At 51.7% G+C, this 23045-nt stretch carries 20 protein-coding genes and 1 pseudogene; 6 read left to right on the top strand and 15 right to left on the bottom strand.

All coding sequences use genetic code 11. From position 1 onward, the window contains the following. Nucleotides 1-45 precede the first annotated feature (45 nt). From ACTHUF_RS04975 to ACTHUF_RS04930, 10 genes are all read right to left on the bottom strand, one after another. Nucleotides 46-510, bottom strand: coding sequence for a four-helix bundle copper-binding protein (locus ACTHUF_RS04975; RefSeq protein WP_440407281.1), 465 nt, complete (start codon nt 508-510; stop codon nt 46-48). Nucleotides 511-727: 217 nt separating this feature from the next. After that, complete coding sequence (locus ACTHUF_RS04970) at nt 728-1582, bottom strand: amino acid ABC transporter substrate-binding protein (RefSeq protein ID WP_440407280.1); 855 nt, start codon at nt 1580-1582, stop codon at nt 728-730. 75 nt (nt 1583-1657) lie between these two features. Beyond that, nucleotides 1658-2389, bottom strand: a complete 732-nt coding sequence (locus tag ACTHUF_RS04965) for an amino acid ABC transporter ATP-binding protein (RefSeq protein WP_440407279.1) — start codon at nt 2387-2389, stop codon at nt 1658-1660. Between the two features lies 1 nt (nt 2390). Then, nucleotides 2391-3059: an amino acid ABC transporter permease gene (locus ACTHUF_RS04960; RefSeq protein WP_049344971.1), complete on the bottom strand. Its 669-nt coding sequence runs from the start codon at nt 3057-3059 to the stop codon at nt 2391-2393. Next, nucleotides 3049-3708: an amino acid ABC transporter permease gene (locus ACTHUF_RS04955; protein WP_003748035.1), complete on the bottom strand. Its 660-nt coding sequence runs from the start codon at nt 3706-3708 to the stop codon at nt 3049-3051. Before ACTHUF_RS04955 ends, ACTHUF_RS04960 begins: the two co-directional genes overlap by 11 nt. 164 nt (nt 3709-3872) lie before the next feature. Further along, a complete protein-coding gene (locus ACTHUF_RS04950) occupies nt 3873-5090 on the bottom strand; it encodes an MFS transporter (protein WP_440407278.1) in 1218 nt (405 codons plus the stop codon). Nucleotides 5091-5390: 300 nt separating this feature from the next. Further along, entirely contained in the window at nt 5391-5819 is a 429-nt protein-coding gene (locus tag ACTHUF_RS04945; protein ID WP_036492127.1) for a hypothetical protein, read from the bottom strand. 8 nt (nt 5820-5827) lie between these two features. Beyond that, the gene (locus ACTHUF_RS04940; RefSeq protein WP_004519039.1) at nt 5828-6337 is read right to left on the bottom strand and encodes an outer membrane protein assembly factor BamE; all 510 of its coding nucleotides are present in this window, start codon (nt 6335-6337) and stop codon (nt 5828-5830) included. A gap of 459 nt (nt 6338-6796) precedes the next feature. Next, a complete protein-coding gene (locus tag ACTHUF_RS04935; RefSeq protein WP_049344973.1) occupies nt 6797-7435 on the bottom strand; it encodes an MBL fold metallo-hydrolase in 639 nt (212 codons plus the stop codon). Nucleotides 7436-7773: 338 nt separating this feature from the next. After that, nucleotides 7774-8289 (bottom strand): DUF308 domain-containing protein, encoded by a 516-nt coding sequence (locus ACTHUF_RS04930; RefSeq protein ID WP_049344974.1) that lies wholly within the window; start codon nt 8287-8289, stop codon nt 7774-7776. A 192-nt stretch (nt 8290-8481) separates the two neighbouring features. Between ACTHUF_RS04930 and ACTHUF_RS04925 the strand changes: the two genes are divergently transcribed. Beyond that, nucleotides 8482-9276 (top strand): DNA ligase, encoded by a 795-nt coding sequence (locus ACTHUF_RS04925; protein WP_049344975.1) that lies wholly within the window; start codon nt 8482-8484, stop codon nt 9274-9276. 65 nt (nt 9277-9341) lie between these two features. Here ACTHUF_RS04925 and ACTHUF_RS04920 read toward each other — a convergent pair whose 3' ends face one another. Continuing rightward, a complete protein-coding gene (locus tag ACTHUF_RS04920) occupies nt 9342-9992 on the bottom strand; it encodes an HAD-IA family hydrolase (RefSeq protein ID WP_440407277.1) in 651 nt (216 codons plus the stop codon). A gap of 10 nt (nt 9993-10002) precedes the next feature. Further along, entirely contained in the window at nt 10003-10989 is a 987-nt protein-coding gene (locus ACTHUF_RS04915) for an RluA family pseudouridine synthase (protein WP_049335826.1), read from the bottom strand. Nucleotides 10990-11504: 515 nt separating this feature from the next. Between ACTHUF_RS04915 and ACTHUF_RS04910 the strand changes: the two genes are divergently transcribed. Continuing rightward, entirely contained in the window at nt 11505-14417 is a 2913-nt protein-coding gene (locus ACTHUF_RS04910) for an Rne/Rng family ribonuclease (protein ID WP_440407276.1), read from the top strand. A gap of 82 nt (nt 14418-14499) precedes the next feature. Here ACTHUF_RS04910 and ACTHUF_RS04905 read toward each other — a convergent pair. From ACTHUF_RS04905 to fabI, 3 genes and pseudogenes are all read right to left on the bottom strand, one after another. Continuing rightward, a pseudogene (locus ACTHUF_RS04905) lies at nt 14500-14610 on the bottom strand (IS5/IS1182 family transposase); the annotation flags it as partial. A gap of 168 nt (nt 14611-14778) precedes the next feature. Continuing rightward, complete coding sequence (gene mscL / locus ACTHUF_RS04900) at nt 14779-15222, bottom strand: large conductance mechanosensitive channel protein MscL (protein WP_440407275.1); 444 nt, start codon at nt 15220-15222, stop codon at nt 14779-14781. 448 nt (nt 15223-15670) lie between these two features. Beyond that, nucleotides 15671-16459 (bottom strand): enoyl-ACP reductase FabI, encoded by a 789-nt coding sequence (gene fabI / locus ACTHUF_RS04895; RefSeq protein WP_049332846.1) that lies wholly within the window; start codon nt 16457-16459, stop codon nt 15671-15673. Between the two features lie 208 nt (nt 16460-16667). Here fabI and ppk1 point away from each other — a divergent pair, with 208 nt between their 5' ends. The 4 genes from ppk1 (at nt 16668) to fabF (ending at nt 22887) form a co-directional block, all read left to right on the top strand. Continuing rightward, nucleotides 16668-18725 carry a polyphosphate kinase 1 gene (gene ppk1 / locus ACTHUF_RS04890; RefSeq protein WP_101755779.1) on the top strand — a complete coding sequence of 686 codons (2058 nt, stop codon included), beginning with the start codon at nt 16668-16670 and terminating at the stop codon, nt 18723-18725. A 100-nt stretch (nt 18726-18825) separates the two neighbouring features. Further along, nucleotides 18826-20841: a prolyl oligopeptidase family serine peptidase gene (locus ACTHUF_RS04885; protein WP_440407274.1), complete on the top strand. Its 2016-nt coding sequence runs from the start codon at nt 18826-18828 to the stop codon at nt 20839-20841. A 398-nt stretch (nt 20842-21239) separates the two neighbouring features. Next, nucleotides 21240-21476 carry an acyl carrier protein gene (acpP, locus tag ACTHUF_RS04880; RefSeq protein WP_315093413.1) on the top strand — a complete coding sequence of 79 codons (237 nt, stop codon included), beginning with the start codon at nt 21240-21242 and terminating at the stop codon, nt 21474-21476. 163 nt (nt 21477-21639) lie between these two features. Continuing rightward, on the top strand, nt 21640-22887 hold the full coding sequence (gene fabF, locus ACTHUF_RS04875; protein WP_039861923.1) for a beta-ketoacyl-ACP synthase II: 1248 nt from the start codon (nt 21640-21642) through the stop codon (nt 22885-22887). The last annotated feature ends 158 nt before the right edge of the window (nt 22888-23045 follow it).

The following is a 23045-nucleotide window of genomic DNA, read 5'->3' as shown; positions in this document are numbered from 1 at the left end:
CAAAAGGCCGTCTGAAAGATTTCAGACGGCCTTTTTCAATAGTGCTTAAACGGCAATTTTTTCGCATTCTTTAATGCAGGCCAAGCAAGATTCGTAGCAGGCTTTGCACTCGGCGTGGTGGCCGGCGTGTTCTTTGCAGGCGGCGGAACATTGTTTGCAGGCTTCGATGCACACTTTTGCCAAAGACGGAGTCAGGCGTGAATTTTGGGCGGCGAGGTTTTGCAATGTGCCGCACAGTGCCAACATTTGATTGACGCCGGCTGCGCAGTCTTTCATGGAGGTATCGCCTGCGCTCAACAGGGCGATGCAGTGCGCCAGGCAGATTTGGCCGGCGTCAACGCAATGTGCGGCGGCTTTACGCGCGGCTTCGTAGGCGCGTGGTGCGGAATGTGCGTGTTCGCCGTGGCCGGCATGGTGCGCATGGCCTGCGTGGTCGTGTGCACGGGCGAAAGAAGCGGCGGCGGTGAGGGAAACAGCAGCAGCGCTGCCGATAAATTGACGACGGTTCATAAGATAGAGTCCTTTTTGCTTTGTAGAAATATCGGACGAATTATTTCATCCGTTATTAAAAGGTTATCATGTTATTCGTTTTTAAACAACGGGCCGTCTGAAGGTATCGATAGCACGTTCAGATGGCCTGTCGTTGGATATGATATTTGTTTAAATCAATCACAAATCGGATGGCTGAAATACGGCAAAGTGACTTTTTGCCGAGAAAATAGTCAGTTTATTCCGCCAACAATTCTTCCGGTTTGACTTTCTCGCCATACACGGGCAAGAGGGTTTTTTCATAGGCGGCTTTCAGACGGCCGTCTTTTTTCATGGCGGCGATTTCGCCGTTGACCCAGTTCAGGAGGTCGGTGTTGCCTTTTTGAACAGCTGGGGCGATGAATTCGGCAGGGCCGAGGTTGCCGATGGCGACTTCAAAATTCGGGTTTTCTTTTGCCCATGCCCACAGCAGGGCGTTGTCGTGGGCGAGTGCTACGCCGCGGCCGTCTTTCAGTGCGTCGAAGGTTTCGGTATTTTGGTCGAATTTCAGCAGTTTGACTTCAGGATGGCTTTTGGTGAAGAAGGCGTCGGCGGTGGTGCCTTTGTTGACCAGCAGGGTTTGGTCTTTCAATTGCGCAACGTCGGTAATCGGTTTGTCTTTGGGGGAAACCACGCCCAAGGCCACTTTCATGTAAGGATCGGCGAAATCGACGGCTTCGGCGCGTTCGGGTGTTTTGGTGAAGTTGGCGAGGATGAGGTCGACTTTGCCGGAACGGACGTATTCGACACGGTTTGCGGCCTCGGTCAGGACGAATTCGACTTTGTCGGGGCTGCCGAGCAGGTCTTTGGCCAGGTCTTTGGCGATTTCAACGTCAAAGCCTTGGTTTTTGCCGTTGGCGTCAACATAGCCGAACGGAGGTTTGTCGCCGAATACGCCGATACGGATAACGCCTTTTTCTTTGATGGCAGCAACGGTTGCCGCGCCGCTGCTTTGTGAAGATTGGGCATCACCGGAGCCACCTCCGCAAGCAGTCAGGCCGACGGCGATGGCGGCGGAGGCGAGGAGGGTTTTGAATTTGGCATTCAATTGCATGAGTGTTTCCTTTTCAAATGTTTGGTTGAAAGTGGAGGCTGTCTGAAAAAGGGTTCGGACGACCTGAAAATAAAATCAGTAGTCCATGCCTGCCAAGAATTGGCGGGCGCGTTCGCTTTTGGGGGCGGAGAAGAAGGTTTCGGGGTCGGTCGATTCGACGATGCCGCCTTTGTCCATGAAGACGATGCGGTCGGCAACTTTGTGGGCAAACCCCATTTCATGGGTTACGATGAGCATGCTCATGCCTTCGCGGGCGAGTTCTAAAACCACTTCCAAGACTTCGCGCACCATTTCGGGGTCGAGTGCGGCGGTGATTTCGTCCAGCAGGATGACTTCCGGATTCAGGCACAGGGCGCGGACAATGGCGATGCGTTGTTTCTGGCCGCCGGAGAGTTCGCGCGGATAGGCGTTTTTGCGGTCGAGCAGGCCGACGCGTTCCAACAGTTTGTCGGCTTGTGCCTCTGCTTCGGCACGGTTGCGGTTTTGTACTTTCACCGGGCCTAAGAGGATGTTTTCGATGACGGTCATGTGGGCAAACAGTTCATAGCTTTGAAAGACCATGCCGACTTTTTGCCGGGCGGTTTGCCAGGAAACGTCTTTGCCGAATTCACCGATACCGTCCATCACGATGCTGCCGCCTTTGTGCGGTTCCAAACCGTTGACGCAGCGCAGGAGGGTGGATTTGCCGCAGCCGGACGGGCCCAGCAGTACGATGACTTCGCCTTTTTCCAAGTCCAAGTCTAAGGATTGAATGGCGGTTACGTTGCCGTATTGTTTGTGCAGGTTGCGGATGCTCAGTAAAGCCATGTCAGTGTTCCCATTTTTGTTCAAGTTTTGCCGCCAGCAGCGACAGCGGCCAGCAACAGAAGAAATACAGCATAAAAATCAGGCCGTAAACCCAAAATGAAGCATTGGGTTGCGTCAGCAGCGAGTTTTCGATGATTTGCTGGCCGACTTTGACGACTTCGATGACGCCGATAAGGGAGGCGAGCGAGCTGGTTTTGATCATGCGCGTAAACAGATTGACGGCGCCGGGCAATACGCGGCGGATGCTTTGCGGCAGCTCGATGTAGCGGAATACCTGCCCGCGGCTCAAGCCGAGTGCCAGGCCTGATTCGACCTGGTGTTTTTCAATCGATTCCAATGCGCCGCGGACCAAATCGCCCATTTCGGCGATGCCCCACATGGTAAATACCCAGACACAAACCCAAAATCCGTCGATGTGGATGCCTGTCCAGACAGATAGGCCGAAATACAGGCCGAACAGCCACACCAAAATCGGCACGATTCGGATGGTTTCGAGATAAAACCGTCCGATAAAGCGGATGAGCCGGTTGCGCGAACGCAAAACCAAGCCGAACAGCGTACCCAATACGCAGGAGGCGGCAACGGAGGCCAGGGAAATCTGCGCCGTCAGCAACAGGCCTTCGCCCAAGCGTGCCGCGTTTTGTCCTTCAAACAGCCAGTCAAACACCATATTTTGCACTCCGTACGCGGTTTTCGGCCCAGCGCGCCAGAAGCGAAACGGGCAGAAGGATGATCAGGTAGCTGGCAAACAGCAGGAACAAGGCTTCGTTGGTTTTGTAGTCCATGCCGATGATGTCTTTGGTAACGAACAACAATTCCGCAATGCCGACCGCGCTGACGATAGATGTTTCTTTCATCAAAAACAATACGTTTGCGCCAATGGCGGGAACGGCGACCGCCCATGCCTGGGGCAATTCGACATAGCGGAACACTTGAAAGCGGCTCAAACCGATGGCCTTGCCCGCTTCGATCTGCCCTTTGGGGACGGCCAGAATACCGGCACGGATGGCTTCCGCCATGTAGCTTGCGCCCAAGAAAACCAGTGCGATTACGCCGCAGGTGAAACCGTCCCATTTAATGCCCATTTTCGGCAGGCCGTAATACAGGAAAAACAATTGGATCAGCAGGGGCGTATTGCGCGACAGCTCGATATAGGCGCGTGCCAATGCGTAGAAGGGGCGGATGCGGTATGCCGTAACCACGGCAACGGGCAGGCCGAACAGCAACGACAAAACGACGCCATATACCGACAATTCCAGCGTCAGCTTTGCCGCATCGACGAATTTGGGGATGGCATCGATCAGATAAGACCAGTTCATCAGAGTCAGACAATCAGCATAATAAAGGCAGTATTTTAACGGGTTTGTAAGGGAGTGTTAAATAATGGATAGGAATATCGATTGTGGATAAAACACAAAAAATGGAATAAGGCAAAGGCCGTCTGAAACGTTTCAGACGGCCTTAAAATATCAAAGTTTCCGTGTCAGGCGGCAGCCACTTTCCGTTCATGAATCAGTAAATTCAACAGGGCGGCCGCACCGGCCAAGACTGCGTCGGCGTACCACATCCAGCCGTAATCGTTGAAACGCGTGATGACGATGCCGCCGATGTACGAACCTAAAAAGCCGCCGATTTGGTGGCTCAACATGGTCAACCCGAAGAGGGTGGCCAAGTAGCGCGTGCCGAAAAGTTTGCCGGTAATGGCGGCGGTGGGGGCGACGGTTGCCAGCCAAGTGAAACCGAGTCCGGCGGCGAAAAGATAGAAGTTCAAATCGGTTTTAGGTGCGGCCAGATAAATCAATATCATGGCGACACGCGAAGCATATAAACCGAAGAGGACGTATTTGCCCAAAAATCTGCCGGTACACCAGCCTGAAAAAATACAGCCGGCGATGTTTGCCAAACCAATAATGGCAATGGAGGTCGAAGCGACCGTAGCAGGGAGGCCGCAAAGTGAAATTTCGGTCGGCAGGTGGGTAACCAAAAAGGCGATGTGGAAACCGCAGGTAAAGAAACCCAAATGCAGCAAGATATAGCTGCGGTTGGCGAAAGCCTTGCAGACGGCCTGCTTCAGGGTTTGGCTGCCGTCATCGGTATGGACGGTATGAGCAGCATGTTTGCCGCCGGCCAACCACCAAGAAATCGGCAAAATCAAGATGGCAATGACTGCCCAGACATAAAATGTCCCCGTCCAGCCGACGTGGGGCAGGGCAATCAAACCTTGAACCAGCGGCGCGAACAAAAATTGCCCTGCGGACCCGCCTGCATTGACCAGGCCGGAAGCCAAGCCGCGCCGATGAGGCGGCGTTTTGGCGGCGACCTGTCCCATAATGATGGAAAATCCGCCCGAACCCGTACCGAATGCCAACAATAAACCGATACCCAGCATCAGTCCCCAATAAGTCGGCATTTGCGGCACCATCAGACACGCGGCAATCAATAGAACCGTACCGCCGGCTAAAACTTTAAACGCGCCGAAACGGTCGGCCAACGCGCCGGACAAGGGTTGCGATATGCCCCACATCAATTGGAAAACGGCAATAATCAGGCTGAACTGGGTCATGCTCAATTCGGTCGAGTTGACAACGGGCAGGACAAAAAGCCCTAAAGTCATCCTCATGCCGATGGTAATCAGCAGGATGGAGGCGGCAGCGGCAATCAGCAGCCACAAATTGGGTAATTTGGCAGAAGAATCGGTCATGATGTTTGTGTGTGTAAGGGGCAGGGAATAAAAGCTATTTCTGCCGCTATATTATTTATTTGATTTCTCGGCGGGCCGATATATAAACGCGCGATTCTAGCATTGGGCGGAAAACGGCATAAATAACCGTTGGTTCTTTGGATATGGTAAAAAGTGATATGGCTTGAGGATGAATTGAGGAGGAAGCGGTCAAATATTCTTCGTTTGGTACTGACGGAGCAAGCAAATGCTGTTGAGTTTTCGTTTGAGAAGAAAGGCCGTCTGAAAAGTTTCAGACGGCCTTTGTTTGACTGACTTACATCAGATGATTTCCAGAATGAAATACTGACGCAGTTTTTCGTACACATTATTTTGTACGTTGATACAACCATTGGTTATGATGCGGTCGGCCACATTGGGAGAGGCGATGCGTTCCATGCGCCTTTCCTGCGGCTTGAGCGTCCATACCCGGTGTAACGCAAACAAAAAGTCATTTTCTTCTTTGAAGCCGATAACCTCGCCACCGTAACCCGGTTTGCTGGTCATCATCGGCGTCATATTGAATTTGCCTTTCGGCGTGGTCTTGCCGATCAATACCGGATGGCACTGACCGTCATCGGCAAAGCAAAGCTCCGCCTTGGCTGTATTGACCACAACTTTTTTGCGTTGGATATAGTCGCTGACAGCATCGGCAGCGGCCAAAGAATTCAGACCTGCTGCCAAGGCTATACCCAATAGGATCCGTTTCAAATTTGTCCTTATTGACGGATGCGTTTAGGAGCTTCTTTAATGATCTCGCGGATGATCACTTGAGGCTCTTGTTTAGGTGCTGGAGGAGGACATACGGCATCTTTAGGGAATACTGGATTCCAGAAGAAGCTGCGTGCAAATTTGTCTTTGTCGAAGATCACTTTGTATTGACAAGTAGTGATGCCTTCAACGCCGGAAGTGTTTTCAGGGTCAACTCCTACGCCTGGGGTGTAGAAGTGGAACAGGTAGTCCCATTCACGCACGCCAACCATGCCTTCGTCGTAGTGAGGACGGCCGAGGATTTTGTAGATGTCGTCTTTGGTCAGACCAGGACGCATTTGATCCAACTCGTCAAAAGTCGGGAATGTACCACGGTCTTTGTTGAAGGTCAGAGAGTAAGGTTTAGGGAAGCGTGGCTCGTCGGTAGTGCCTTCAGGAGTGATTTTGCTCTTAGTAGCACAGGCGGCCAGCAGGCCGGTAGCCAGCAGGACGAAGCCCACTTTTGCGATTTTTTTCATTTGATAATCCTTTTATTGATTTTACCAGCCGAACTTTTCAGACGGCCTGTTAGTGCCGGCAGCGAGTTTGCCGGTTTACCCAAATAATGTTGTGCTTCTTAAAGATGTACCCGACGGTTTGACAAACAGAACATCGGCACATTCCGGCAGGGCATTGCGCCTCATCTCCGTTGTATCCGCCTGAGTCGGCAGAACCGTTCAGACGGCCTGACTGACATTTATTGTCACTTTGTAACAATTTCACTGCGAGTCAGGCTTGGGGTTTAGAGATGTCCGGTTTTCGATAAATCAGGTTGTATTGCGTAATACCTTGTTATCTTTGTGCTTTAGTTCTTTTTGGCATTTGCCGGAGATTAGGTACTTAATCTTTCGGGTGTTATCCCTGCAAATTGTATGCCAGTTTTCCTTTATACGCATAATTTGAGTATGTCAGAATGTTGGCTTTATACAACATTCATATTAACGAACCAGAAACGGATTGTACCTTTTCTCATGCCCGATAGTGGTCATGCGGCCGTGTCCGGCGATAACTTGCGTGGTTTCGGGCAGGGTTAATAGTTTAGCGCAGATATTGTTTATGAGGTCATCATGATTGCCGCGCGGAAAATCTGTGCGACCAACGGTCTCATAAAATAAAACATCGCCTGCGACTAAAAGTCCGTTTTCAGCATTATAAAAAACGACTTGGCCGGGGGTGTGGCCGGGAATGTGGAGGACTTGGAAGCTATGGTTGCCGACTTTGAGCGTTTCCCCTTCTTCCAGCCAGCGTGTCGGCGTGAATGACGGAGAAACAGGGAAGCCGTATTGCGCCGTTGTTTGCGGAAGGGCTTGGAGCAGGAATTCGTCGTCTTTGTGCGGACCGAGAACGGGTACGTCGCAGGTTTTCAAAAGTTCAACCACGCCGCCTGCGTGGTCAAGATGGCCGTGGGTCAGCCAAATGGCGGTCAGCTTGAGGCCTTTGCTTTGGATTTGTTGCAATAAATAAGGGACGTCGCCGCCGACATCGGCCAACACGGCTTCTTTGGTTTCATCATCCCAAATCAACGTGCAGTTTTGACGGAAGGGGGTAACGGCATTGATTTCAAATTGGAGTGCCATGGGTGTTCCTAGGGAATGCTTATTTAATGTTGTTTACATTTCAGACGGCCTTTTGTTATTATGCATATATAATAAAAAAGCAAGTCTGGAAAAGTGTCTTATGAATAATGTAATGCGAACCATATTACGCTAATGTTAGAGCGTTTTGGGCTAGTTGCTAAATAAAAGAGCTAGAAAAGCGTCTAACCGCTTGCAAATGTAGTAGGCGAATACATTTACCATGACGGCTAGCCAAAACAAATAAAATAGCTGCCACAAATACGAAATAGACATCGTAATTTATGACAGCTATTTGGCAGTACCTGGTCGATCTTATAGTGTAATTATTTAGTTATATTCTATTTTTTAAAAGCCTCACCGATGGAATAAATTCCGTCAAATAAGAAACCGAAAGCGATAAAGTAGATAAATACCTCACCGGAAGCAATCGGCTGGAATATGAGTAATAGGCCTAATAGTAAAAGAATTAGTGCAAGCCATTTTGCATTACGTCCCATGAGTGATACCATGCTGTCGGACTTTCTTGATTTAATGAAAATGATGATAGCATCGATTACCATCCAGATGCCGATTGTGATCGGGAATACTAACGGTAGGAATGCAAATCCGCCGCATACGAGAAAGATACCGAATAGAGCATTGATAATACCGCTGATGAGATACCAGCCGCTACGCAATTCAGGGGGTAACATAAAATAATTTATAATGGAGCTGACTGCACTGACAAAAAAGATAATAGAAAATAGCCAGGCAAAAGCCATGAGATTAATAACGGGATTTAAGAGTAAGAATATCCCCAGGATAATGCTTAAAATACCCGATAAAATAAAGAAAAATTTGCTTGAACCACTCATAATAATTCCTCCAATCTTTGGTACTGCTTATTTACAGTATTCATGAAATCATGGGGGATGTCAAATTGTAACGATAAAACTGTGTTTTCACAAAACTCACATGTCCATCCTGTTGACACAGTTCTATAGAATACCGTATAACACCTTTATATCTTAAATACGAGCTATGAATGGGTATAAAGGTTTACAGAGATACCGATTTTTGCGGCTTCTTTCATCTCTGCGGCGTTTGGTGCAGATTTGTTGTTGGCGCAGGAATATAAAAATCAAGATATTGCCGGTTGGGCCATGAGTGAAAAGTTGGATGGCGTGCGCGCGTATTGGGACGGCAGGCAGCTGGTCAGTCGTCAGGGCTATGCGTTTACACCGCCCAAAGGTTTTACAGCAGGTTTTCCGCCGTTTCCGATGGATGGCGAGTTGTACAGCGGACGAGGGCGGTTTGAGCAAATTTCCGCGACGGTGCGTTCTGCCTCGGGAAATTGGGACGGTATCCGTTTGCATGTTTTTGATGTGCCGCAGGCGCAGGGTAATCTGTATCAGCGGCTGGAAATGGCTTCGAAATGGCTGAAATCACACCCGTCGGCACGGTTTACGGTTATTCCGCAAGTCAAGGTGCGCGACAAACAGCATGCTTTGGATTTTTTGAAACAAGTTGAAGCGCTGGGTGGGGAAGGGGTGATGCTGCGTCAACCTGAAGCCCGTTATGCAAGCGGTAGAAATGGGCAGCTGTTGAAGCTGAAAAGTGAATATGATGATGAATGTACGGTAACGCGTCATTATGAGGGCAAAGGGCGCAATGTCGGGCGTTTGGGTGCGGTCGGGTGTAAAAACCAATATGGCGAGTTTCGTATCGGCAGCGGTTTTAAGGATAAGGACCGCGACCATCCCCCGAAAATCGGTGCGCTGATTACTTACCGTTATCGTGGTTTTACGCAAAAGGGAACGCCGAAATTTGCAACATTTGTCAGGGTGCGCTCAGATCGATAAAACAAATTAAAGGCCGTCTGAAAGTAGGTTTCAGACGGCCTTTAATATAGATGTTGCATAGCCTTTTATAAGGTTTCCAATACATCAGGCAATTCGGCCAAGCTGTTGAGCATGGCGACATGGGGCATGGAGGAAAGCTGTTTGGAGGTATGTGCACCGGTAGTGACGGCGATGGCGCGGATTTTGGCATTGGCGGCCATTTCTAGGTCGTGGGTGGTGTCGCCGACGACGACGGCCTCTTCCGGCTCAACACCCAGTCGGTCGCAGAGGGCAAGTACCATGTCGGGCGCGGGTTTGGACGGATATTCGCTAGCGCAGGCGGTTTCTAGCCAAAAGGCTTGGGTGTCGGTTTGTGCGATGGCTTTGTCCAAGCCGCTCCGACCCTTGCCGGTCGCTACTGCAAGCCAATAGCCTTGTTGCTCCAAGCGGTGCAGGCAGGGCAGGGCTTCGGGGAACAGGGTCATGTTGTGATTGTTGGGATTGAGGTAGTGCGCGGCATAGGTCTCAATCAGGGTTTCCTGAACGTGTTCGCTGACGTTGTGGGCAAGGCGGCGGATGATGCCGGAGAGGCTGTATCCGATGAGTGGGCGGATTTGGTCGGCTTCGGGAACAGGCAGGCCGCAATCGGCAAAGCTTTGTTGAAAGGTGTGGATGATGGGGTTGGTGGTGTCGGCAAGCGTGCCGTCCCAGTCGAAAATGATGAGTTTGGGTTTCATGGGTTTCCTTTCAGACGGCCTTTTCCTGATTTTCCAACATTAAAACAAATTGCGCCAATTCTTGCGGCAGGGGGGCTTTCAGAATCAGTTTTTCGCCAGTCAGTGGATGGGCGAGGTGCAGCTCGGAGGCGTGCAGGAACATTCTTTTCAAACCGAGTTTCTGCAGGCGTTTGTTGGCTTGATAGTCGCCGTAGCGTTCGTCGCCGGCAATGGGGCAGTCTTGCGATTGCAGGTGGACGCGGATTTGGTGGGTGCGGCCGGTTTTCAGGGTGGCTTCGACAAAGGTCAGGTCGGATAGGCCGACTTGGTGCAAAAGGCCGTCTGAAAAACGGTTTAACACGCGGAAGATGGTGTGGGCGGATTGGCCGTCTTCGCTGACGCGTACCATTTTTTCGCCTTGTGCGCCGGTGTATTTGAACAGGGGGAGCTTGACGTGGAAGCGGTCGTTCGGCAGCCTGCCGACACCCAGCGCGAGATAGATTTTTTTCGGATGGTCGTTGCGGATGGCTTCGTGCAGTTTCACCAAGGCGCTGCGTTTTTTGGCAATCATCAAGAGGCCGCTGGTGTCTTTGTCGAGGCGGTGGACGAGTTCGAGATAACGTGCTTCGGGACGGGCGCGGCGAATTTGTTCGATGACGCCGAAGCTCACGCCGCTGCCGCCGTGGACGGCAACGCCGGACGGTTTGTTGATGACCAAAAGCGCATCGTCTTCATAAACGATGTCAAATTCGCGCGCAGGCGCGGCCTGGCTTTCAGACGGCCTTTGTTTTTCGGCGATGCGTATCGGCGGAATGCGGACGGTATCGCCTGCCTGAATACGGTTGTCGGGTTTGCAGCGTTTTTTGTTCAGCCGCACTTCGCCGGCGCGGATAATGCGGTGGATATGGCTTTTCGGGACGCCTTTGAGGATTTTTATCAGATAGTTATCAAGGCGTTGGCCTTCCTCGTGTTCGGCAACGGCAATCAGGCTGACTGAATCTTTGCGTATTGCGTGCATTTTCTCTATAATCCCAAACGTCCGTTTCGGGACTCGAACCTGCCGTCGCAGGCCGTCTGAAACGGATTTATTGTTAAAACGAGATTTTATATTAAAAACGCACTCCGCAAAGCATTTCCTTGTGTTTGTTCAAAGCCGGCAAACGCAATCCCGTAATTAAGTTTGAATTGAACCTGCCGTCCGGCCGGGCGTAAGACGCAGTCCGCGCAGCACCGTCCGAAATTACCGGCGCTACGATAATAAGAAGATGTAGGCTGCCTTAATTTTGTCCGAAGCATCAGCATTCGGACGGCAGCGGAACCATCAACCTTTCCGCCGCATTGTTCTTTATTTCCTTCTTTATCCGAATCCGTCCGCACATGGCTTGAGTTCAAGCATGCAACCTTGCGGATTTCAAATCAAATACTGGTTACACGGGGATTTTCCCATCTTGCCTTTGAAGAGTGCCAACCGGACAGACAGGCCGTCTGAAAAAGATATTCACAAATCAAACGGCCGCTGTTCACGAGGTGACTATGAAAAGAATGTTATTCAACGCAACGCAGGCCGAAGAGCTGCGCGTTGCCATTGTCGATGGCCAAAACCTTTTGGACTTGGACATCGAAACGCTGGGCAAAGAACAGCGTAAAGGCAATATCTACAAAGGTATCATTACCCGCATCGAGCCGTCGCTGGAAGCGTGTTTCGTCGATTACGGAACCGACCGCCACGGCTTTTTGCCGTTTAAGGAAGTATCGCGTTCATATTTCCGCGACTACGAAGGCGGCAGGGCGCGTATTCAGGACGTGCTCAAAGAAGGCATGGAAGTTATCGTCCAAGTCGAAAAAGACGAACGCGGCAACAAAGGCGCGGCGCTGACCACCTTCATCAGCCTGGCCGGCCGCTATTTGGTATTGATGCCGAACAACCCGCGCGGCGGCGGCGTATCCCGCCGTATCGAAGGCGAAGAGCGTCAAGAGTTGAAAGCCGCCATGGCCGAACTCGATATTCCAAACGGCATGAGCATCATTGCCCGTACTGCCGGCATCGGCCGCAGCGCGGAAGAGTTGGAATGGGATTTGAACTACCTCAAGCAACTCTGGCAAGCCATTGAAGAAGCAGGCAAAGCGCATCATGACCCTTACCTGCTCTTTATGGAAAGCTCGCTGCTGATTCGTGCGATTCGCGACTATTTCCGTCCCGACATCGGCGAAATTCTGGTGGACAATCAAGAAGTTTACGACCAAGTTGCCGAGTTCATGAGCTATGTCATGCCGAGCAATGTAGGCCGTCTGAAACTCTATCAAGACCACACGCCGCTGTTCTCCCGCTTCCAAATTGAACACCAAATCGAAAGCGCGTTCTCACGCAGCGTCAGCCTGCCTTCCGGTGGCGCGATTGTGATCGATCACACCGAAGCCCTGGTTTCCATCGACGTCAACTCTGCGCGCGCCACACGCGGCTCGGACATCGAAGACACCGCGTTCAAAACCAATATGGAAGCCGCCGAAGAGGTTGCCCGCCAAATGCGCCTGCGCGACTTGGGCGGTTTGGTCGTCATCGATTTCATCGACATGGAAAACCCCAAGCACCAGCGCGATGTTGAAAACGTCCTGCGCGACGCGCTCAAAAAAGACCGCGCCCGCGTGCAAATGGGCAAACTTTCGCGTTTCGGCCTTTTGGAATTGAGCCGTCAACGTTTGAAACCGGCTTTGGGCGAAAGCAGCCATGTTGCGTGTCCGCGCTGTGCCGGTACCGGCGTCATCCGCGGCATCGAATCCACCGCCCTGCACGTTTTGCGCATCATTCAAGAAGAAGCAATGAAAGACAACACCGGTGAAGTACACGCACAAGTGCCTGTCGATGTTGCTACCTTCCTGTTGAACGAAAAACGCGCCGAGCTGTTTGCGATGGAAGAGCGCTTGGATGTGAACGTCGTCCTGATTCCAAACATCCACTTGGAAAATCCGCACTACGAAATCAACCGCATCCGCATTGATGACGTAGAAGAAGACGGCGAACCGAGCTACAAACGCGTCGCCGAGCCGGAAGAAGACGAGTCCGCCAAACCTTTTGGCAGCGAAAAAGCCAAAGCTTCCCGTCCTGAGCCAGCTGTCAAAGGCGTGCGCCATACCCAGCCTGCACCGACTGTCGCCCCTGAGAAAAAAGCCTCTTGGTGGGACAGCTTCAAAGCTTGGTTGAAACGCATTTTCGGCGGTGAGCCTGCACCTGCACCTGCCGCAGTTGCTCAAGAGTCTGCTGAAAAACGCACTACAAACAACCGCAGCCAAAACAGTAACCGCCGTTCAAACAGCCGCCGTCAAAATCCACGCCGCAACAACAAACACGACGGCAGCAAAGTCGAAGTGCGCGAAGTGAATGCCGAAGCTGCCGACAGCAAGTTTGAAGAAAGCAAATCAAACGAAAGCCGCAACGACGAGCGTAAAGACACCCGCCGCAACCGCAACCGTAACAACCGCCGTGATGATCGCAATAACGAGCGCAACCGTGTTGAGGAAGTGGTTGAGGACGTAAACGTTCAAGAAGTGGCTGCACTGGCTGAGATGCCGTCTGAAAACCAAGCGGAACAAAACGGCAATAAACGCCGCCGCAACAACAGTCGCAACGAGCGCAACCGTCATCAACCTGCGGAAAACCGTGTTGAGGACGTGAACGTTCAAGCCGATGGCGAACAGGCGCAAGTCGAAGCGGACGACAACGCCCGCAGCGAAGAGGGTGTGAAAAACAACGGCCGTCAAGGACGCGACTGCAACAACCGTCAGCGCAACAACCGTCAGCGCAACAACCGCAACGACCGCCGTTCTAACAGCAAAAAACGCAATATTCCGTCTTCAGCAAAAATCGAGCAATACCTGAACATTACCGACACCGCCGACAAAGTCCTCTTTGCCGTGGCGCATGTTTTGGGTTTGAACGAAACGGTTGAAGCTGAAAATGTGCCTTTGCCGCAGGAAGATGATCATGCCGAGCCGCTGGTGATTGTGGTATCCGAGCCTGAAGTTGCCAGCGCAGAGCCATTCGTATTTGCCATTGAAAGCGAAGACGAGCCTGCCGTCGCGAAAACCGAAAGCGCCGATGCCGAGCAAGCCTTGTTGGCTTCTGCGGTCAGCAACGTCAAAGAAGCCATTTCCGCAGTATTGCCTCCGAATGAAACAGCCGTTGCAGAAGTCGCAGAACCGGTTGAAGCGGCAACTGAAACTGTGGCAACGCAAACTGAGGCCGTAGCTGAAGCAGCTCCTGTTGCCGCTGTTTTGCCGGAAGGTTTGGGCGATTTGATCTTTGTTGAAACCGATCCGCAAGCCGTTGCCGCTTTTGCCGCGCAGCCGCAACCCGAACCGGTTGCCAAAACACGCCGTTCGGATGTGCCTAAAGTAGAAGTGGAAGACATAGCAGTCGAAATGATTTTGGTGGAAACACGCAAAGACTAAGATTGGTTTTCCAGTTAAAAGCCCGATGTTGAACGCATCGGGCTTTTTTATTGGTTGAGAGGGAGTGAGCCACTTATTTTTTGTATAGTGGATTAACTTTAAACCAGTACGGCGTTGCCTCGCCTTGCCGTACTATCTGTACTGTCTGCGGCTTTGTCGCCTTGTCCTGATTTAAATTTAATCCACTATATTTGCCATGAGTGGTTGCTTCATGGTTAAAAAGCAGGATAGCTTGCTGAGAAAGGGAGGGGTGTGATTCTTTCAATGGGAAGGGCTTGACGATAAATAGATCGGTATGAAAAAAGGCCGTCTGAAATGGTTTCAGACGGCCTTAGTTTGTGTGTATGTTTGGGTATTGTGATTATTTTTTGTTCAGAGAATCACGGATTTCGCGCAATAACAGAACTTCTTCGCTAGGCTCTGCCGGTGCTTCTTCAGCAGGAGCTTCGGCTTTTTTCACAGAGTTGATGGCTTTAACCACGCAGAAGATGGCAGCGGCGATGATCAGGAAGCTGATCACGGTGTTGATGAACAGACCGATGTTCAGGGTAACGGCACCGGCTGCTTGGGCGGCTGCCAGGTTGGCGTAACCTTCTGCAGGAGCGGCTTGTGCGCCGTTTTTCAGGGTGATGAACAGGTTGGAGAAATCAACGCCGCCGATTAGTAGACCGATAGGAGGCATGATTACATCGTCAACCAATGATTTGACGATGCCGCTGAATGCTGTACCGACAACCATACCGACTGCGAGGTCGACAACGTTGCCACGCATAATAAATTCTTTAAATTCTGAAGCGATTGACATAATTAATCTCCTGTATGTGTTTGAGTCAAAATCAGATGTGATTCAATTAATCGGCAGGCATCTTAACGCTTTATTAGTTAAGAAAAATTCAATAATGTTAAATTTTGTATTTTATGCCAAAAATGCCCTGCTTCTATGCCTTCTGTATGAAAAACAGGCCGTCTGAATTTTTTCTGTTACTTTTTTACACCACTTTTTATCAGTAGCTAAGTATCAGATAACATGAATGTTATCTTTAGAATCAATGCTCTATCGGAATTTCAAATTGAGGTAGAATGATAATATAATAATGCTGAAAACATAATCATTGAAAGCCTGTAAAGATAATGTTTCGAATTCGTATTTGACTTTCAGACGGCCTTTTTTGTCATGCAGTTATTCAAACCATAATGTAACGGCCATAAAAAACGCACTTTCATCATGAAAGTGCGTTTGGAGTGAAAACTGTTTAGTTCTCTTCGTCGTTCAGCGCGTTGATGCTGTAACCGCCGTCAACGTATGTAATCTCGCCGGTGATGCCGGAAGCGAGGTCGGACAGCAGGAAGGCGGCTGTGTTGCCGACTTCTTCGGTGGTAACGTTGCGACCCAATGGGTTGTGGGAAGCGACGTGGCCCAAGAGTTTGCTTAAATCGGCGATGCCGGAAGCGGCCAGGGTTTTGATCGGGCCTGCGGAGATGCCGTTGCAGCGGATGCCTTCTTTACCCAGACAGGCGGCAGTGAAGCGGATGCCAGCTTCGAGGCTGGCTTTGGCCATGCCCATAACGTTGTAGTTAGGAATGGCACGAACGGCGCCCAAGTAGCTCAGGGCAACGATGGCAGCGTTGCGGCCCTGCATCATCGGACGGGCGGCTTTGGCCAGCGCAGGCAGGCTGTATGCGGAGATTTCGTGAGCGGTGTTGAACGCTTCGCGGCTGATGCTGTCGAGGAAGTCGCCGCTCAAAGCTTCTTTAGGGGCGAAACCGATGGAGTGAACGAGGCCGTCCAAGCCGTCCCAATGTTTGCCCAAGTCAATGAAAACTTGGTTGATTTCGTCGTCGCTGGCAACGTCGCAGCGGAACACGAGTTCGGAGCCGAGTTCGGCCGCCATTTTACGGACGCGCTCTTCCAGTTTGTCGACAACATAAGTAAATGCCAATTCCGCGCCTTGTTCGCGGCAGGCTTTGGCGATGCCGTAAGCGATGGAACGCTCGGAGATCATGCCGGTAATCAGAATTTTTTTGCCTTGCAAAAAGCCCATTTTCTTATCCTTTAGCAGTGGTATTGCGGTTGCATTAAACTGCGCATTATAGCAAAAACCGCTGTTTCGGCATAGAAAATAACGGATAACCCTTTGACTTGCCTCAAATAGGGATGAGGTTGTCTGCCGAGGCCGTCTGAAACCTGACGGAACGGCGGCAAAACGTTATACTTGATAGTCTTAATGACCGATGTTTCAGGAGTGAACCATGCCCGAGCAAAACCGCATTCTTTGCCGAGAACTCAGCCTGTTGGCGTTTAACCGCCGTGTACTGGCTCAGGCGCAGGATACGAAAGTTCCTTTGTTGGAACGTTTGCGTTTCCTGTGCATCGTGTCTTCCAATTTGGACGAATTTTTTGAAGTGCGCATGGCGTGGTTGAAACGCGAAAACAAATTGCGTCCGCATCAGCTGCTCGACAACGGCAAAACCGCGGCCGAAACCATCGAAGCGGTGGCGAAAGAGGCGCAGGCCTTGATCCGCGAGCAGTACGATCTGTTTAACAAAGTATTGCAGCCTGCACTCAGCCGCGCCGGCATTCATTTCTATCGCCGCCACAAATGGACGGCCGCGCAGAAAAAATGGATCGAGAACTATTTCGACAACGAGCTGTTGCCCATTCTCACACCCATTGGACTTGATCCGTCACACCCGTTTCCGCGCCCGTTAAACAAATCGCTCAACTTCGCCGTCGAACTTGAAGGCACGGATGCGTTCGGCCGTCCGTCAGGAATGGCGATTGTGCAGGCTCCGCGCATTTTGCCGCGCGTCGTCCCCATGCCGTCTGAAATTTGCGGCGGCGATGCAGGCTTTGTGTTCTTGTCTTCGATTTTGCACGCCCATGTCGGCAAACTCTTTCCCGGCATGAAGGTTAAAGATTGCCATCAGTTCCGCCTCACGCGCGACAGTGATTTGACGGTCGATGAAGAAGATTTGAAAAACCTGCGTGCCGCGATTCAAAACGAGTTGCATGACCGCGAATACGGCGACGGTGTGCGCTTGGAAGTAGCAGACACTTGTCCGGCGCATATTCACGACTTCCTGCTTGCCCAGTTCAAGCTGACCTCTGCCGAGCTGTATCAGGTCAAAGGGCCGGTCAATTTGGTGCGCCTCAATGCCGTCCCCGATTTGGTGGACAGGCCGGATTTGAAGTTTCCGCCGCGCAATGCAGGCCGTCTGAAAGCCTTGCGCAAAAACGGTTCCGTGTTCAAACTGGTTAAACAGTCGCCGATTTTGTTGCATCATCCGTATCAGTCGTTTGATCCGGTTGTCCAAATGATACGCGAGGCCGCAGCCGATCCGGATGTGTTGGCCGTCAAAATGACCATTTATCGTACCGGCAGCAATTCCGAGCTTGTGCGCGCATTGATGAAGGCCGCGCTGGCGGGTAAGCAAGTTACCGTCGTGGTCGAACTGATGGCGCGTTTTGACGAGGCCAACAACGTCAACTGGGCGAAACAGCTCGAAGAGGCGGGCGCGCACGTCGTGTACGGCGTATTCGGCTACAAAGTCCACGCCAAAATGGCTTTGGTTATCCGTCGCGAAGACGGCGTGCTCAAGCGTTATGCCCACCTCGGTACCGGTAACTACCACCAAGGCACATCGCGCATCTACACCGACTTCGGCATCATCACCGCCGACGAACAAATCACTGCCGATGTGAATACTTTGTTTATGGAAATCACAGGCTTGGGCAAGCCAGGTCGTCTGAACAAGCTCTATCAAAGCCCGTTTACCCTGCACAAAATGGTTATCGACCGCATCAAGCAGGAAACCGAACACGCCAAAGCAGGCAAACCGGCGCGGATTACCGCCAAGATGAACTCCCTCATCGAGCCGAGCGTGATTGATGCGCTGTATCAAGCCAGCGCGGCAGGCGTGCAAATCGACCTGATTGTGCGCGGTATGTGTACTTTGCGCCCGGGTGTCAAAGGCTTGTCCGAAAACATCCGCGTCCGCTCCATCATCGGCCGCCAACTCGAACACTCGCGCGTGTATTGCTTCCATAACAACGGCGCAGATGATACCTTTATCTCCAGCGCCGACTGGATGGGGCGCAACTTCTTCCGCCGCATTGAAGTCGCCACGCCGATTACCACGCCCGAACTCAAAGAACGCGTGATCCGAGAAGGCTTGGAAATGGCTTTGGAAGACAATACCCAGGCTTGGCTGATGCAGCCTGACGGCAGCTATGTCCGCACCCAACCGCAAGACGGCGAGCCTGCGTTTGGTTTGCAGGAAGGTTTGTGGAAAATATACGGGCGTTGAGTTGAAGAATGTTCAGGCCGTCTGAAACGCAGGTTTCAGACGGCCTTTTTTGATTTTGCCGTTATAATCCCATTTCCCAATCTTTCAGACGGCCTTTTCTATGAAATCCTACCCCGATTCCTATCTCCATTTTGAAAACCTCGAATCTCCCGAAACGCAAAATTTCGCCGCCGCGGCGCATGTTGAAACGCGTGCGCGTTTTTTAGAAAACGACAAAGCACGCGAATTGTCTGACGGCATTTTGGCGCAGATGCAGGATACGCGGCAGATTCCGTTTTGTCAGGAACACCGCGCACGGATGTACCACTTCCATCAGGACGCGGAATATCCGAAGGGCGTGTACCGCGTGTGTACAGCGGCGACGTACCGTTCCGGCTATCCTGAGTGGAAAATCCTGTTTTCAGTGGCGGATTTCGACGAATTGCTCGGCGACGATGTATATTTGGGCGGCGTGTCGCACTTGGTGGAAAAGCCCAACCGTGCGCTGTTGACCTTGAGTAAATCGGGCGGCGATACGGCTTATACGCTGGAAGTGGACTTGGAAGCAGGGGAATTGGTAGAAGGCGGTTTTCACTTTCCGGCAGGCAAAAACCATGTGTCGTGGCGCGATGAAAACAGCGTGTGGGTGTGTCCGGCCTGGGACGAGCGGCAGTTGACCGAATCGGGCTATCCACGCGAGGTGTGGCTGGTGGAGCGCGGCAAAAGTTTTGAGGAAAGCCTGCCGGTGTACCAAATCGGCGAAGACGGCATGATGGTGAACGCGTGGCGTTACCTCGATCCGCAGGGTTCGCCGATTGATTTGATTGAAGCGTCGGACGGTTTTTACACCAAAACCTATTTGCAGGTGTCGTCTGAAGGCGAGGCGAAACCGTTGAACCTGCCCAATGATTGCGATGTGGTCGGCTATCTGGCGGGGCATCTTTTGCTGACGTTGCGCAAAGACTGGAACCGTGCGAACCAAAGCTATCCGAGCGGCGCGCTGGTGGCGGTGAAGCTGAATCGGGGCGAACTCGGGGCGGCGCAGCTTTTGTTTGCGCCCGATGAAACACAGGCATTGGAAAGCGTGGAAACGACCAAGCGTTTTGTGGTGGCGAGCCTGCTGGAGAACGTACAAGGCCGTCTGAAAGCATGGCGCTTTAGCGACGGCAAATGGCAGGAAGTCGAATTGCCGCGCCTGCCTTCGGGTGCGTTGGAAATGACCGACCAACCGTGGGGCGGCGACGTGGTTTACCTTGCCGCCAGCGATTTCACCACGCCGCTGACGCTGTTTGCATTGGATTTGAACGTGATGGAACTGACCGTCATGCGCCGTCAGCCGCAGCAGTTCGATTCAGACGGCATCAACGTGCAGCAGTTTTGGACGACTTCGGCTGACGGCGAGCGCATTCCTTATTTCCACGTCGGCAAAAACGCCGCCCCCGACACGCCGACCTTAGTCTATGCCTACGGCGGTTTCGGTATTCCCGAATTGCCGCATTATCTGGGCAGCGTCGGCAAATATTGGCTGGAAGAGGGCAATGCCTTCGTGTTGGCGAACATACGCGGCGGCGGCGAATTCGGCCCGCGCTGGCATCAGGCGGCGCAAGGCGTAAGCAAACATAAAAGCGTTGACGATTTGCTGGCAGTCGTGCGCGATTTGTCCGAACGCGGCATGAGTTCGCCCAAATACATCGGTTTGCAGGGCGGCAGCAACGGCGGTTTGATTACCGCCGCCGCCTTCGTGCGCGAACCGCAAAGCATCGGTGCGCTGGTGTGCGAAGTGCCGCTGACCGACATGATCCGTTATCCGTTACTGTCCGCCGGTTCAAGCTGGACGGACGAATACGGCAATCCGCAAAAATACGAAGTCTGCAAACGCTGGCTGGGCGAATTGTCACCGTATCACAATCTTTCAGACGGCATCGATTATCCGCCTGCGCTCATTACTACCAGCCTCAGCGACGACCGCGTCCATCCCGCCCACGCGCTCAAGTTCTACGCCAAACTGCGCGAAACCTCGGCGCAATCTTGGCTCTACTCGCCTGACGGCGGCGGCCATACCGGCAACGGCACCCAACGCGAATCCGCCGACGAACTCGCCTGCGTGTTGCTGTTTTTGAAAGAGTTTTTGGGGTAAAAAGAACCTTGTTTGATTTGCCCGCTTATGTCAGGCCGTCTGAAAGGGCGGGCAATAAAGTGAGTTTAATGGCGTTGCGAGACCTTATTTAAGGCATTTTTGATTCGTCTTATACTCCCGGCAGGCGCGCGAAAATGGAAAGAAAAAACGGCGAAAACCTGCTTTTCAGACGGCCGCAATTCACGATAATCAAACTTAACCCTATGATATCAAATGAAAACAATTTCCTGCTTGTAGGTTAAAATCAGCCTATGCTAATATGCGCAACAACAGGTTTTTACTGAATAATCTGTGCTAAAATGCAGGATTAGATGGAAAACTCTATCCGAATTCGGTACAATACCGACGAATTATTTCTCTTAAACAACCTGCCGCAAGGCGAAAAGGAACGACTAATTATGTCAAACATCGAACAACAAGTTAAAAAAATTGTTGCTGAACAACTGGGCGTAAACGAAGCCGAAGTGAAAAACGAATCTTCTTTCCAAGACGATTTGGGTGCTGACTCTCTGGACACCGTAGAACTGGTGATGGCTTTGGAAGAAGCTTTCGGCTGCGAAATCCCTGACGAAGACGCTGAAAAAATCACTACCGTACAATTGGCTATCGACTACATCAACGACCACCAAGGCTAATCGGTCGCCTCAAACACCCAGCCTCTGCTGCGCCATCGCAATAGAGGCTTTTACCTTATTTATCAAACCCCTGAAATTTCAGACGGCATGAGTTTTGCCCGTTTTCTCGAAGAAAAAGAGCAAGTCTGCCGCGAAAATCCCGACAACCAACAGCGAGATTATCATGAGTCAGAGAAGAGTAGTCATCACAGGTCTTGGCCAAGTATCACCGGTCGGCAACGACGTCGCCACCGCATGGAGCAATCTGCTCGCAGGCAAAAGCGGCATCGGACGGATTACCCGCTTTGACGCATCCGACATCAACAGCCAAATCGCCGGCGAAGTGCGCGATTTCGACATTGGCCAATACATCAGCGCGAAAGAAGCGCGCCGTATGGACGTGTTCATCCACTACGGTATCGCCGCTGCCCTGCAAGCCATCAATGATTCAGGCTTGGACGATTTGGAAACCCTCGACAAAGACCGCGTCGGTGTCAACATCGGCTCCGGTATCGGCGGTCTGCCGAGCATTGAAGCGACCGGTAAAGCCGTTATCGAAGGCGGTGCGCGCAAAATTAATCCTTTCTTTATCCCAGGCTCGCTGATTAACCTGATTTCCGGCCACGTAACCATCCTCAAAGGCTACCGCGGCCCGAGCTACGGCATGGTTTCGGCCTGTACAACCGGCGCACACTCCATAGGCGACTCTGCACGACTGATTAAATACGGCGACGCAGACGTTATGATTGCCGGTGGTGCAGAAGGTGCGATCAGCACTTTGGGCGTTGGCGGTTTTGCCGCCATGAAGGCACTTTCCACCCGCAACGATGACCCTGCTACCGCTTCCCGTCCGTGGGACAAAGGCCGCGACGGTTTCGTTATCGGCGAAGGCGCTGGCGTGCTGGTGTTGGAAGAATTGGAACACGCGAAAAAACGCGGTGCGAAAATTTACGCCGAAATCGTCGGCTTCGGCATGAGCTCCGATGCCTACCACATTACCGCGCCTAACGAAGAGGGCCCTGCATTGGCCGTTACCCGCGCCCTGAAAGATGCCGGCCTGAATCCTGAAGACGTTGATTACGTCAACGCACACGGTACATCGACTCCTTTGGGCGATGCCAACGAAACCAAAGCCATCAAACGCGCTTTGGGCGATCATGCGCGCAAAGTCATCGTTAACTCCACCAAATCCATGACCGGCCACTTGCTCGGTGCGGCTGGCGGTGTGGAAGCGTTGTACAGCGTGTTGGCGGTACACGAGCAAAAATCTCCACCGACCATCAACATCTTTGAACAAGACGTTGAAGCCGGTTGTGATCTGGACTACTGTGCCAACGAAGCGCGTGATGCGAAAATCGACGTTGCCATCTCCAATTCCTTTGGCTTTGGCGGTACCAACGGCACATTGGTATTCAAACGCTTCAAAGACTGATAGAAGGTTTTAAGCCAAATTGAAAAGGCCGTCTGAAACTGGTTTTCAGACGGCCTTTTTATTTTAAAAGCCAAATACTCTTGATAATCTGTATCATTTGTATAAAAATACCGATTCCTATCAATATCGCCCGGATTTTATCGGGTAATCAACCCAAT

Source organism: Neisseria sp. P0024.S006 (assembly GCF_051956595.1).
GTDB lineage: Bacteria > Pseudomonadota > Gammaproteobacteria > Burkholderiales > Neisseriaceae > Neisseria.
Note: the sequence above shows the minus strand (reverse complement) of the source record. Positions and strands in the feature narration are given on the sequence as shown.

Excerpts from the sequence above, each read along its gene's own strand:
- ACTHUF_RS04930 (WP_049344974.1), bottom strand. The coding sequence starts at position 8,289 with ATGAGTGGTTCAAGCAAATTTTTCTTTATTTTATCGGGTATTTTAAGC.
- ACTHUF_RS04965 (WP_440407279.1), bottom strand. The coding sequence starts at position 2,389 with ATGGCTTTACTGAGCATCCGCAACCTGCACAAACAATACGGCAACGTA.
- ACTHUF_RS04920 (WP_440407277.1), bottom strand. The coding sequence starts at position 9,992 with ATGAAACCCAAACTCATCATTTTCGACTGGGACGGCACGCTTGCCGAC.
- ACTHUF_RS04935 (WP_049344973.1), bottom strand. The coding sequence starts at position 7,435 with ATGGCACTCCAATTTGAAATCAATGCCGTTACCCCCTTCCGTCAAAAC.
- ACTHUF_RS04885 (WP_440407274.1), top strand. The coding sequence starts at position 18,826 with ATGAAATCCTACCCCGATTCCTATCTCCATTTTGAAAACCTCGAATCT.
- acpP (WP_315093413.1), top strand. The coding sequence starts at position 21,240 with ATGTCAAACATCGAACAACAAGTTAAAAAAATTGTTGCTGAACAACTG.
- ppk1 (WP_101755779.1), top strand. The coding sequence starts at position 16,668 with ATGCCCGAGCAAAACCGCATTCTTTGCCGAGAACTCAGCCTGTTGGCG.
- fabI (WP_049332846.1), bottom strand. The coding sequence starts at position 16,459 with ATGGGCTTTTTGCAAGGCAAAAAAATTCTGATTACCGGCATGATCTCC.
- ACTHUF_RS04955 (WP_003748035.1), bottom strand. The coding sequence starts at position 3,708 with ATGAACTGGTCTTATCTGATCGATGCCATCCCCAAATTCGTCGATGCG.
- fabF (WP_039861923.1), top strand. The coding sequence starts at position 21,640 with ATGAGTCAGAGAAGAGTAGTCATCACAGGTCTTGGCCAAGTATCACCG.
- ACTHUF_RS04960 (WP_049344971.1), bottom strand. The coding sequence starts at position 3,059 with ATGGTGTTTGACTGGCTGTTTGAAGGACAAAACGCGGCACGCTTGGGC.
- ACTHUF_RS04970 (WP_440407280.1), bottom strand. The coding sequence starts at position 1,582 with ATGCAATTGAATGCCAAATTCAAAACCCTCCTCGCCTCCGCCGCCATC.
- ACTHUF_RS04915 (WP_049335826.1), bottom strand. The coding sequence starts at position 10,989 with ATGCACGCAATACGCAAAGATTCAGTCAGCCTGATTGCCGTTGCCGAA.
- ACTHUF_RS04910 (WP_440407276.1), top strand. The coding sequence starts at position 11,505 with ATGAAAAGAATGTTATTCAACGCAACGCAGGCCGAAGAGCTGCGCGTT.
- ACTHUF_RS04940 (WP_004519039.1), bottom strand. The coding sequence starts at position 6,337 with ATGAAAAAAATCGCAAAAGTGGGCTTCGTCCTGCTGGCTACCGGCCTG.
- mscL (WP_440407275.1), bottom strand. The coding sequence starts at position 15,222 with ATGTCAATCGCTTCAGAATTTAAAGAATTTATTATGCGTGGCAACGTT.
- ACTHUF_RS04950 (WP_440407278.1), bottom strand. The coding sequence starts at position 5,090 with ATGACCGATTCTTCTGCCAAATTACCCAATTTGTGGCTGCTGATTGCC.
- ACTHUF_RS04975 (WP_440407281.1), bottom strand. The coding sequence starts at position 510 with ATGAACCGTCGTCAATTTATCGGCAGCGCTGCTGCTGTTTCCCTCACC.